This window comes from Streptomyces phaeoluteigriseus, from assembly GCF_001896135.2.
GTDB lineage: Bacteria > Actinomycetota > Actinomycetes > Streptomycetales > Streptomycetaceae > Streptomyces > Streptomyces phaeoluteigriseus.
Genome location: NZ_MPOH02000015.1, coordinates 472,699 through 484,315, shown reverse-complemented (window position 1 = coordinate 484,315; position 11,617 = coordinate 472,699). Strand labels below are relative to the sequence as shown.

The following is an 11,617-nucleotide window of genomic DNA, read 5'->3' as shown; positions in this document are numbered from 1 at the left end:
GTTCCGCCGACCCACCGAAGGTGAAGATGCCCGCCACCCCGACCTCATCTCCCCCGCTCGCCCCGCGTCTCCGCCGCCAGGCGCCTCGCGCGGCGGAACTTCCGGGGGAAGGAGCGGCTGTCCTCGCGGAAGGCCCGCAGGCCGTACGGGAGGCGGCCGCGCACCCGGACACCCTCGTGGAACTCTTCGCCACCCCCGAGGCCGCGGAGCGCCACGCCGACATCATCGGCGAGGCCCGGGAGGCCGGCGCCCGCGTCCACCTCGCCGACGGGCAGGTCATCGAGGACATCTCCACCACCGTCACCCCGCAGGGCCTCGTGGGCGTGTGCCGGTTCATCGACACCCCCTTCGACGACATCCTCGCCGCCCGTCCGAAGCTCGTCGCGGTCCTCGCGCACGTCCGCGACCCCGGCAACGCCGGCACCGTCCTGCGCTGCGCCGACGCGGCCGGCGCCGACGCCGTCGTCCTCACCGACGCCTCCGTCGACCTGTACAACCCCAAGGCCGTACGCGCCTCGGTCGGCTCGCTCTTCCACCTGCCGGTCGCCGTCGGCGTGCCCGTCGAGCGGGCCGTCGCAGGCCTCAGGGACGCCGGCGTGCGCATCCTCGCCGCCGACGGCGCGGGCGAGGACGACCTCGACGACGAGCTGGACGAGGGCACCATGGGCGGCCCCACGGCCTGGGTCTTCGGCAACGAGGCCTGGGGGCTGCCGGAGGAGACCAGGGCCCTCGCGGACGCCGTCGTGCGCGTCCCGATACACGGGAAGGCCGAGAGTCTGAACCTCGCGACCGCCGCGGCCGTATGTCTCTACGCGTCGGCCCGTGCACAGCGCGCCTCCGGAGGGTGCCGCTCCGTCACCGAGAGCTAGTAGGGTGACCAGCTCGGGGGTCCTCGTCTGGGAGGTGGGACACGGGGATGAGTGTCGGCACGAGCAGGGCGCCGGGAGCCAGTGGACCGGAGCGCCCGCCCGGGGCCCGACCGGCCGGTGACCTCGCCGGACCCGGTATCGACCCCGACGACCTGCCCGACGGGCTGGTCGTCGCCGACGAGCACGGGTACGTCGTCTGCTTCAACGCCGCCGCCGAGCGCATCACCGCCGTCCCCGCCGCCGAAGCACTCGGGCAGCGGCTCGACAAGGCCCTGCCGCTGGAGGACCTCGAAGGCCGGCGCTGGTGGCAGCTGACCGACCCGTACAGCGGCCTCGCCATCCGGGTGGGCCAGCCCGAGCGGAACCTGCTGCTGCCCGGCGGGCGCGAGGTCCTCGCCTCCGCCCGGTACGTCCGCAGCGGGCCCACCGGCCCCGTCCGCCGCGTCGTCGTCTCCCTCCGCGACACCGAGGCCCGCCGCCGCACCGAGCGCAGCCACGCCGAGCTGATCGCCACCGTCGCCCACGAGCTGCGCTCCCCCCTCACCTCCGTGAAGGGCTTCACCGCCACGCTCCTCGCCAAGTGGACGCGCTTCACCGACGACCAGAAGCGGCTGATGCTGGAGACGGTCGACGCCGACGCCGACCGCGTCACCCGGCTCATCGCCGAGCTGCTCGACATCTCCCGGATCGACTCGGGCCGGCTGGAGCTGCGTCGCCAGCCCGTCGACATGGGCGCCGCCGTCGGCCGGCACATCCAGGCCTACGTCGCCGCAGGCCAGCCCGCCGACCGGTTCCTGCTGCGGATCCAGCAGCCGCTGCCCGCCCTGTGGGCCGACCCGGACAAGGTCGACCAGGTGCTCAGCAACCTCATCGAAAATGCGGTGCGCCACGGCGAGGGAACCGTCACCATTGACGTCACGCCCGCCCGGTCCCCCCGCGAAGGGGAGGACACCGGCACGTCGGTCATCGTGAGCGACGAGGGCACCGGCATCCCGGAGGAGTCCATGAACCGCGTCTTCACCCGCTTCTGGCGGGGCAGCAAGCGCGGCGGGACGGGCCTCGGGCTGTACATCGTCAAGGGCATCGTCGAAGCCCACGGCGGTGTCATCACGGTCGGCCGCGCCCCCGGCGGCGGCGCCGAGTTCCGATTTACGTTGCCCGTGGCGGTCCCGGCCTATCTGGCCTAGCCCCGCGGGCGCATCCGTTCGTCCGTACCCCGTTAGACTCGGCCTTTGGCACCTTTGTGTCCCATGGACGGCCCTCCGAGTGAGTCGGTGACGGGGACCTTCAGCCAGCCAATCGGAAGCACGGGAAGAGATGTCGGCACCGAATAAGTCGTACGACCCTGTAGAGGTCGAGGCCTTGAAACCGGAAGAGATCGAGCGCATGCGGGACGAGGCGCTCGCCGCCTTCGCCGCCGCGGACTCCCTCGACGCACTCCAGGAGGCCAAGGTCGCCCACACCGGCGGCGCCTCCCCGCTGGCCCTCGCCAACCGCGAGATCGGCGCACTGCCCCCGCACGCGAAGGCCGCCGCCGGCAAGCTCGTCGGCCAGGCCCGCGGCGCGGTGAACAAGGGCCTCGCCGCCCGGCAGGAGGAACTGGAGGCCGACCGCGACGCGCGCGTCCTGGTCGAGGAGGCGGTGGACGTCACACTGCCCTACGACCGCGTGCCGGCCGGCGCCCGCCACCCGCTCACCACGCTCTCGGAGCGCATCGAGGACGTCTTCGTCGCCATGGGCTACGAGGTCGCCGAGGGCCCGCAGGTCGAGGCCGAGTGGTTCAACTTCGACGCCCTGAACATCGGCCCGGACCACCCGGCCCGCGGCGAGGCCGACACGTTCTTCGTGAAGGGCCCCGGCGGCGGCACCGAGTCCGGTGTCGTGCTGCGCACCCACACCTCGCCCGTGCAGATCCGCTCGCTGCTCAGCCGTGAGCTGCCGGTGTACGTGATCTGCCCCGGCCGCGTCTACCGCACCGACGAGCTGGACGCCACGCACACGCCCGTCTTCCACCAGGTCGAGCTGCTCGCCGTGGACGAGGGCCTGACCATGGCCGACCTCAAGGGCACCCTGGACCACATGGTCCAGTCGCTGTTCGGCGAGGGCATGAAGACCCGGCTGCGCCCGAACTTCTTCCCCTTCACCGAGCCGTCCGCCGAGATGGACATGGTGTGCTACGTCTGCCGCGGCGAGTCCGTCGGCAACCCCGACCGGCCCTGCCGCACCTGCTCCAGCGAGGGCTGGATCGAGCTGGGCGGCTGCGGCATGGTCAACCCCAAGGTGCTGACCGCCTGCGGCGTCGACCCGGAGAAGTACAGCGGGTTCGCCTTCGGGTTCGGCATCGAGCGGATGCTGATGTTCCGCCACAACGTCGAAGACATGCGAGACATGGTCGAGGGTGACGTCCGGTTCACCCGGCCGTTCGGGATGGAGATCTGATGCGGGTCCCGCTTTCCTGGCTGCGGGAGTACGTCGACCTGCCGGCCACCGAGACCGGCCGTGACGTCCAGGCCAGGCTCATCTCGGCCGGCCTCGAGGTCGAGACCGTCGAGCAGCTCGGCCACGACCTCAAGGGCCCCCTCGTCGTCGGCCAGGTGCTGACCATCGAGGAGCTGGAGGGCTTCAAGAAGCCGATCCGCTTCTGCACCGTCGACGTCGGCCGGGCCAACGGCACCGGTGAGCCGCAGGAGATCGTCTGCGGCGCCCGCAACTTCGCCGTCGGCGACAAGGTCGTGGTCGTGCTTCCGGGCGCGGTCCTCCCCGGCAACTTCGCGATCGCCGCCCGCAAGACCTACGGCCGGACGTCCCACGGCATGATCTGCTCCGGCGACGAGCTGGGCATGGGCGACGACGGCAGCCACGGCATCATCGTGCTGCCGCCGGAGACCGAGGTCGGCCGGGACGCCATCGAGCTGCTCGAACTGGTCGACGAGGTCCTGGACATCGCCGTCACCGCCAACCGCGGCGACTGCCTGTCCATCCGCGGCGTGGCCCGCGAGACGGCCATCGCCTACGGCCTGCCGCTGCGCGACCCGGCCCTGCTCGACGTGCCCGCACCGAACGCCTTCGGCTACCCGGTGCAGGTCTCCGACCCGGTCGGCTGCGACCGCTTCACCGCGCGCACCGTCACCGGTCTGAGCCCCGAGGCCCGCTCCCCGATCTGGCTCCAGCGACGGCTCCAGAAGGTCGGCATGCGCCCGATCTCGCTCGCCGTCGACGTCACGAACTACGTGATGATGGAGGTCGGCCAGCCCCTGCACGCCTACGACCGCACCCTCGTCCAGGGCACCATCGGCGTCCGCCGCGCGGCCGAGGGCGAGAAGCTCGTCACCCTCGACGGCGTCGAGCGCACGCTGCACGCCGAGGACCTGGTCATCACCGACGAGCGCGGCCCGATCGGCCTCGCCGGTGTCATGGGCGGCGCCAACACCGAGATCGCCGACCACGCGGAATCCGAGGGGACGACCGACGTCGTCATCGAGGCAGCCCACTTCGACGCGGTCTCCGTCGCCCGGACGGCCCGCCGCCACAAGCTGTCCTCGGAGGCGTCCAAGCGCTTCGAGCGCGGTGTCGACCCGCAGGCGTCGTCGGCGGCGGCGCAGCGCACGGTCGACCTGCTGGTGCTGCTCGCCGGCGGTACCGCAGAGGCCGGGGTCACCGAGGTCATCGCCCCGTCCGCGCCGCACACCATCGCCGTCCCCGCCGACCACCCCGACAAGGTGGCGGGTGTCGTGTACGGCCGGGAGACCGTCGTACGACGGCTCCAGGAGATCGGCTGCGACGTGTACGGGCAGGACGAGCTGATCGTCACCGTGCCGTCCTGGCGTCCCGACCTCGGCGAGGGCAACGACCTCGCCGAGGAGGTCATCCGCCTGGAGGGTTACGAGAACCTGCCGTCCACACTGCCCAAGCCCCCGTCGGGCCGCGGCCTCACGCACCGCCAGCGGCTGCACCGCCGCGTCGGCCGCGCGCTGGCCGGTGCCGGCTACGTCGAGGCGCCGAACTACCCGTTCGTCGGCGAGCAGGTCTTCGACCAGCTCGGCCTCGACGCCGACGACCCGGCCCGCCGCGTCGTCAGGCTGACCAACCCGCTCAACGACGAGGAGCCCGCGCTCCGTACGTCGCTGCTGCCGGGCCTGCTCGCCGCCCTGCGGCGCAACGACGGCCGCGGCTCGCACGACCTGGCCCTCTTCGAGACCGGTCTGGTCTTCCTCCCCCGCGAGGAGCAGCGCGTCGCCGCGCAGCCGCCGGCCGACCGGCGACCGACCGACGAGGAGATCGCGGCGATCGACGCCGTGCTTCCCGAGCAGCCGCGCCATGTCGCCGCCGTCCTCGCGGCGCCCGCGAGCAGGCCGGCTGGTGGGGCAAGGGCCGCCCGGCCGACTGGGCCGACGCCGTCGAGGCGGCGCGGACGGTCGCCGGTGAGGCGGGCGCCGAACTGATCGTCCGCAAGGGCCAGTACGGGCCCTGGCATCCGGGCCGCTGCGCCGAGCTGGTCGTCGTCGCCGACGGCACCGAGCGGGTCGTCGGCCATGCCGGAGAGCTGCACCCGCGCGTGCTGAAGGCCCTCGGTCTGCCCGCGCGTACCTCGGCCATGGAGCTGGACCTGGACGTCCTGGAGCAGGTCGGCGACGACACGCCCCGAGCGCCGGGCATCTCCACGTTCCCCGTCGCCACGCAGGACGTCGCACTCGTCGTCGACAAGTACGTCCCGCACTCCGACGTCGAGGCCGCGCTGCGCGAGGGCGCCGGTGCCCTCCTCGAGGGAATCCGGCTGTTCGACGTGTACGAGAACGCGGAGCAGCTGGGGGACGGGCGGAAGTCGCTCGCGTACGCGCTGCGCTTCCGTGCGGGGGACCGGACGCTGACGGTCGACGAGGCGTCGGCCGCCCGGGACGCGGCGGTCGCCCTCGCGGGCGAGCGGACGGGCGCGGTGCTGCGCGGCTGAGTCCGTGTGCCGGGTGCGGCTCGTCCGCGGCCCCCCTGGGGGGTGCGGGGGCCGCAGCCCCGGCACCCCCCAGGGGCATCTCACCCGTTCGGGTGAGTTCCCCCCGGTGATCCGGTGCTCCGGGCCACGACGTCGACAGAATCAGACCGGCCTTACAGGGCCGGTCTGTCTGCGTTGTACGGGCCTAGATGGGGGGCCATCCGACATGTTCGGCATCAGGCGGCCGTTGCGCCGGGCCCTCTCGCTGGGGTTGCCCACGGCGTGGGGCGCCACGGCGGTCACCTACAAGATGACCTGCCCGCTGGCCCAGCAGGACGGGCTCGGCGCCAGGCTCGTCACCAGCGCCGTCTTCTTCGTCGTCGGCACCGGACTGATCCAGCATGTACGGCAGACGCTGCTGCGCGAGCTGAGACAGGCCCGCCGGGTCGCCGGGGCCGCCCAGAGCGTGCTGCTGCGGCCACCGCCGCCGCGCGTCGAGGGGCTGAACGTGGCCGCGGCACAGCTCTCCGCGGACCGCGGCGCCTCCATCGGCGGGGACCTGTACGAGGTCATCGCCACCGAGCACGGTGTGCGGGTCGTCATGGGCGACGTACGCGGGCACGGGCTCCCCGCGCTCGGGACCGTCGCCGCGCTCCTCGGCAGCTTCCGCGAGGCCGTGCACGACGAGCCGGAGCTGGACGGCGTCCTGCGCCGGCTGGAGCGCGCCCTCGCCCGGCATCTGCGGGAGCGCCACCGCGAGGAACATCCCGCGAGCGGCCGTCCGCCCGACACCCCGGTCGCCGAGGAGTTCGTCACCGTCCTGCTGCTGGAGATCGACGCGGAGGGCGGCGTACGGGCCCTGAACTGCGGGCATCCCTGGCCGTATCTGCTCCGGGGGACGGAGGCCGGGCCGCTGGCCCGCTCGGAACCGCTGCCGCCGCTCGGCCCGTTCCCGCTCCCGCCCGAGCTGCCGGCGACACCCTGCGGCCACCTCGGCAGGGGTGAGTCCCTGGTCCTCTACACGGACGGCGCGGAGGACGTGCGGGACACGAGGGGCCGCTACTTCCCGCTGGCGGAGACCCTGGCCAAGGCGGTTTACGACGACCCGGTCCCACCCGAGCAGATCCTGCGCACGGTCTTCGGCGCCCTCCTGCGCCACACGGCGGGCAGCCCGACGGACGACGCCGCGCTACTGGTCCTTCGCAACGAACGCGCACACCCCGCGACCAGCCACGACGCGCCCCCGGGCGACAACCTCCCGATGACCCGACACGACCACGACGTGACGACGACATGACGACGACGCGTGAACTGCCGGGCCGCCGTTTGATGAGGGGGAGCCGACGGCCCGGCGACCTCTTGCGAGGCATCTCAGTCAACCGGCCCGGCACGCTCCGCGACAGCGCGCGCACGCTGTGGATTCGCGTACTCCGTTCACACCCCGTGTGAAGACGCACCGGCTACCGTGAGTGGCGCCGTCGGCACCGAACCATCCGGGGGGCACCTCATGCAGCCCAACACCCTGCTCGACGCGGTACTGGACGAGGCGGGCATCTCGCACGCGGGCCTCGCCGCGCACGTGAACCAGGCGGGCCGTGCCCGCGGGCTCGCGCTGCGCTACGAGCACACGGCCGTCGCCCGCTGGCTGAAGGGCCAGCGTCCGCGCGGACAGGTGCCCGACCTGATCTGCGAGGTGCTCGCCCGCCGGCTGCGCCGGCCCGTCACCCTCGACGACATCGGCCTCGGCGTGCCCGGCGAACCCTCGGCCCCGCACGGCACCTCGCTGTCCGGTTTCGTCGAGCGGGCCACCGCCCTGTGGCGCTCCGACGAACAGCAGCGCCCGCACGTCCTGGGCGCCCCCGCGGTCACCGGCACGCCCGCCGTGATGCCCGTCTGGGAGTGGGAGAACCCGCCCGAGGACGTCGACGTCTCGCGCGGCGGCCGGCACCGGGTCACCTCCGCCGACATCGGGACCCTGCGCGCCGCCCGGGCCCACTACGAGCAGATGTACCGCAAGGCCGGCGGTGTCGCGACCCGCAGCCGCATCGTCGGTTTCCTCAACGCGGAGGCGGCCCCCCTGCTGCGCGGCGGCTACACCGACGCGACGGGCCGCCAACTGCACCGGGCCACCGGCGGGTTGGTGGCGATCGCCGGCATCTGCGCGTACGACTCCGACGCGCACGGGCTCGCCCAGCGCTACTTCCACCAGGCGCTGCGGCTCGCGAAGGCCAGCGGGGACCGGGGGCTCGGGGCGTATGTGATCGCGCTGCTGGTCAACCAGGCGCTGTTCCTGCGGGAGTTCCGGCAGGCCGTCGCCTTCGCGGAGGCCGCGCTGCGTACCGTCGGCAAGGACGTCACCCCCGCCCTCGCCTCCGATCTGTGCGCGATGCAGGCGAAGGCGTACGCCCATCTCGGCGACGGCACGAGCGCCCTGGCGTGCATCCGGCGTGCCGAGGCCGCCGCCGAACGCATCCGGCGCGGCACGGAACCGGACGAGACGGGCTACGTCCAGCCCGGCCTGGTCAACGTCCAGGTGGCGGAGGCCCTGTTGTGCCTCGGCGACCTCACCGCGGCGGCGGAGCATGCCGAGGCCGCTGTCGGCACGCCGGCCCACGACCGGGGCCGGGTCCACCGGCTCGCCATGCTCAGCACCGTCGAACTGCGTCGGGGCGACGCCGACAAGGCGGTGGCCACCGCCGTGCTGATGGCCGAGCAGGCGCGGGGAATGGAGTCCCAGCGCGTGCGCGACAGACTCCGGGCGGTCCGCGAACACCTGGTGCGCAGCGGCTGCGCGGGCACGGCGGAGGCGGCGGAACTCATCGACGGCGCCCTGCGCGTACCGCTGTAGCGACCGCTGCCCCACGGTTCCTGCTGCGATATTGCCACCTACTCGACGGAAGGTGGCAGAACCGTGCAGTGGACGAAACAGAACGAACGAACTGTGTATGAAAACCGCTGGTTCAGGGTCAACCTCGCGGATGTCGGACTGCCGGACGGCCGGCATCTCGACCACTTCCTCATACGGCTGCGGCCCGTCGCGGTGGCCACGTGGTGAACCGGGCCAACGAGGTGCTCCTGCTGTGGCGGCACCGCTTCATCACCGACAGCTGGGGGTGGGAACTCGCCGCGGGCGTCGTCGAGGACGGCGAGGACATCGCCGTCGCGGCGGCCAGGGAACTGGAGGAGGAGACCGGCTGGCGGCCGGGTCCCCTGCACCACCTGATGAGCGTGGAGCCGGCCAACGGCCTCACCGACGCCCGGCACCACATCTACTGGTCGCAGGAGGGCCGGTACGTCGGGCATCCGGTGGACGACTTCGAGTCCGACCGCCGGGAATGGGTCCCCCTGAAGCTCGTGCCCGACATGGTGGCCCGGGGAGAGGTCCCGGCCGCCAACATGGCGGCGCCTTACTGCTCCTGCACCACCTCCGGCTCGGCCACGACACCGCGCGCTGAAACCGACCGCGGGGCGCGCACGGGCCCGGCACCGGGTGCGGTGCCGGGCCCGTGCGGGGCGCCGGGTGCGCTCAGCCGTAGGTGTAGAAGCCCGAGCCGGTCTTGCGGCCCAGCCGGCCCGCGTCCACCATGCGCTGGAGCAGCGGGGGAGCGGCGTACAGCGGCTCCTTGTACTCGTCGTACATGCTCTGCGCGACCGAGGCGACCGTGTCGAGGCCGATCAGGTCGGACAGCTTCAGCGGGCCCATCGGGTGGGCGCAGCCCAGCTCCATGCCGTTGTCGATGTCCTCGCGGCTGGCGATGCCGGTCTCGAACATCCGGATCGCGGAGAGCAGGTACGGGATCAGCAGCGCGTTGACCACGAAGCCCGAGCGGTCCTGGGCGCGGATGGCGTGCTTGCCGACCGTCTTCTCGGCGAACAGTTGCGCGCGGCTGATCGTCCCCTCGGACGTGGTCAGCGCCGGGATCAGCTCGACGAGCTGCTGCACGGGGGCCGGGTTGAAGAAGTGGATGCCGATGACCTGGTCGGGCCGCGAGGTGGCGACCGCCAGCTTCACCAGCGGGATGGAGGAGGTGTTGGAGGCCAGGATGGCGTCCGGGCGGGTCACGACCTGGTCCAGGACCTGGAAGATCTCCGTCTTGACCTGCTCGTTCTCCACGACGGCCTCGATGACCAGGTCGCGGTCGGCGAACTCGCCGAGGTCGGTGGTGAAGCTGAGGCGCGCCTGGGTGGCGTCCCGCTCCTCCTCGCTGATCTTGCCGCGTTCGGCGGCCTTGGCCAGGGAGTTGAACAGCCGGGTGCGGCCGAACTCCAGGGCCTCGCCGGTGGTCTCGGCGACCTTGACGTCGAGTCCGGCCCGCGCGCAGACCTCGGCGATGCCCGCCCCCATCTGGCCGCAGCCCACCACTCCGACGCGTTCGATGTCGGTCACATCGGTCCCTTTCACTGGCTGACTCCGGTCACTGCGCAGGTCTTCCGGGTCCCGGGGGCCTGCTCCGATCGTGCACGTTACTAGCAAGTATCGATGATCGATCGTCGGGGTGCGGGCATGCTGGGCGCGGAGACGATCCGTGACCGAGCGGATCCGCGGCGTATGTGGGGATGTGCGCGATGGGGCGACTGACTCGGCGGGCGTTCGCGCTGGGCGCGCTGTCGGCGTTCACGACGACGGACGCGGCGGCCGGCGCGGCCCGCGTCCCCTCCGGACGCGCCGCCGGTGGGCACGGGCGGGCCGTGGCGCAGATGCGGGGCGTATGGCTGGCCACGGTCGCCAACCGGGACTGGCCCTCGCGCGCCGGACTGACCGCCGCCCAGCAGCGCTCGGAACTGCTCGGACGGCTGGACCTGGCGGTCCGCGACCGCCTCAACACCGTGATCTTCCAGGTTCGGCCCACCGCGGACGCCCTGTGGCCCTCGTCCTACGAGCCCTGGTCGGAGGTGCTGACCGGGACCCAGGGCAAGGCGCCCGGCTGGGACCCGCTGGGCACGGCGGTCACGGAGGCGCACGCCCGCGGGCTCCAGTTGCACGCCTGGTTCAACCCCTACCGGGTCGCCATCCACGACGACCCGACCAGGCTCGTCGCCTCCCACCCCGCCCGCAGGCACCCCGACTGGGTGGTGCCGTACGGCGGGAAGCTCTACTACAACCCCGGCCTGCCGCAGGTCCGGGCGTTCGTGCAGGACGCGATGCTCGACGCGGTGCGGAAGTACCCGGTCGACGCCGTGCACTTCGACGACTACTTCTACCCCTATCCGGTGGCCGGCCAGACCTTCGACGACGACGCCGCCTACGACGCCCACGGCGGCGCCTTCCCCAACCGGGCCGCCTGGCGGCGCGACAACGTCGACCGGCTGGTGCGCGAGACCGCCGCCCGGATCAAGGCGGTCCGGCCCGCCACACAGTTCGGGATCAGCCCCTTCGGGGTGTGGCGCAACGCCTCCACCGACCCGCGCGGCTCGGACACGCAGGCGCTCCAGTCGTACGACGCCGTCCACGCCGACTCCCGCACCTGGGTGCGCGAGGGCTGGATCGACTACGTCGTGCCACAGCTGTACTGGAACATCGGGCTCCCGGCGGCCGACTACGCCGCACTCGTGCCCTGGTGGGCGGAGGTGGCGCGGGGCAGCAGGACGAGGCTGTACCTGGGGGAGGCGCTGTACAGGGCGGGCGATCCGACGCAGTCCGCGGCCTGGCAGGACCCGGCCGAGCTGTCCCGGCACCTCACCCTGGCGGCCGGTCATCCCGAGGTCCGCGGCCATGTCTTCTTCGCGACCGAGGACCTGCGCGCGGACCGGATCGGCGCGATGGCGCGGGTCGTCGCCGACCACTACGGGCAGCCGGCGACACCCCCGCGCTGACCTGCCG

Annotated in this window: 6 protein-coding genes and 3 pseudogenes; 8 read left to right on the top strand and 1 reads right to left on the bottom strand. The window is 72.9% G+C overall.

The annotated features are described in order from the left end of the window. The first annotated feature begins 117 nt into the window (after positions 1-117). The 7 genes and pseudogenes from BM536_RS20070 to BM536_RS20040 all read left to right on the top strand — a co-directional run bounded on the left by BM536_RS20070 (position 118) and on the right by BM536_RS20040 (position 9,251). Positions 118-869: pseudogene (locus BM536_RS20070) on the top strand (TrmH family RNA methyltransferase). A 47-nt stretch (positions 870-916) separates the two neighbouring features. Next, positions 917-2,056, top strand: coding sequence for a sensor histidine kinase (locus BM536_RS20065; RefSeq protein ID WP_094103285.1), 1,140 nt, complete (start codon positions 917-919; stop codon positions 2,054-2,056). Between the two features lie 130 nt (positions 2,057-2,186). Next, positions 2,187-3,308 carry a phenylalanine--tRNA ligase subunit alpha gene (pheS, locus tag BM536_RS20060; protein WP_073492162.1) on the top strand — a complete coding sequence of 374 codons (1,122 nt, stop codon included), beginning with the start codon at positions 2,187-2,189 and terminating at the stop codon, positions 3,306-3,308. Further along, positions 3,308-5,817 (top strand): annotated as a pseudogene (pheT, locus tag BM536_RS20055) (phenylalanine--tRNA ligase subunit beta). The gene pheS and the pseudogene pheT overlap by 1 nt, the downstream one beginning before the upstream one ends. Positions 5,818-6,022: 205 nt before the next feature. Continuing rightward, positions 6,023-7,093 carry a PP2C family protein-serine/threonine phosphatase gene (locus BM536_RS20050; protein ID WP_073492163.1) on the top strand — a complete coding sequence of 357 codons (1,071 nt, stop codon included), beginning with the start codon at positions 6,023-6,025 and terminating at the stop codon, positions 7,091-7,093. Positions 7,094-7,303: 210 nt separating this feature from the next. Next, a complete protein-coding gene (locus tag BM536_RS20045; protein ID WP_094103284.1) occupies positions 7,304-8,644 on the top strand; it encodes an NsdA family TPR-like regulatory protein in 1,341 nt (446 codons plus the stop codon). A gap of 63 nt (positions 8,645-8,707) precedes the next feature. After that, positions 8,708-9,251: pseudogene (locus BM536_RS20040) on the top strand (NUDIX hydrolase). A 71-nt stretch (positions 9,252-9,322) separates the two neighbouring features. Here BM536_RS20040 and BM536_RS20035 read toward each other — a convergent pair. Then, a complete protein-coding gene (locus BM536_RS20035) occupies positions 9,323-10,183 on the bottom strand; it encodes a 3-hydroxybutyryl-CoA dehydrogenase (protein ID WP_073492164.1) in 861 nt (286 codons plus the stop codon). 179 nt (positions 10,184-10,362) lie between these two features. Here BM536_RS20035 and BM536_RS20030 point away from each other — a divergent pair, with 179 nt between their 5' ends. Then, a complete protein-coding gene (locus BM536_RS20030) occupies positions 10,363-11,610 on the top strand; it encodes a glycoside hydrolase family 10-like protein (RefSeq protein WP_094103283.1) in 1,248 nt (415 codons plus the stop codon). Positions 11,611-11,617: the final 7 nt, after the last annotated feature.

Bases quoted from the DNA above. Each gene is read 5' to 3' on its own strand.
- BM536_RS20065 (WP_094103285.1), top strand. From the start codon at position 917: ATGAGTGTCGGCACGAGCAGGGCGCCGGGAGCCAGTGGACCGGAGCGC.
- pheS (WP_073492162.1), top strand. From the start codon at position 2,187: ATGTCGGCACCGAATAAGTCGTACGACCCTGTAGAGGTCGAGGCCTTG.
- BM536_RS20050 (WP_073492163.1), top strand. From the start codon at position 6,023: ATGTTCGGCATCAGGCGGCCGTTGCGCCGGGCCCTCTCGCTGGGGTTG.
- BM536_RS20045 (WP_094103284.1), top strand. From the start codon at position 7,304: ATGCAGCCCAACACCCTGCTCGACGCGGTACTGGACGAGGCGGGCATC.
- BM536_RS20030 (WP_094103283.1), top strand. From the start codon at position 10,363: ATGGGGCGACTGACTCGGCGGGCGTTCGCGCTGGGCGCGCTGTCGGCG.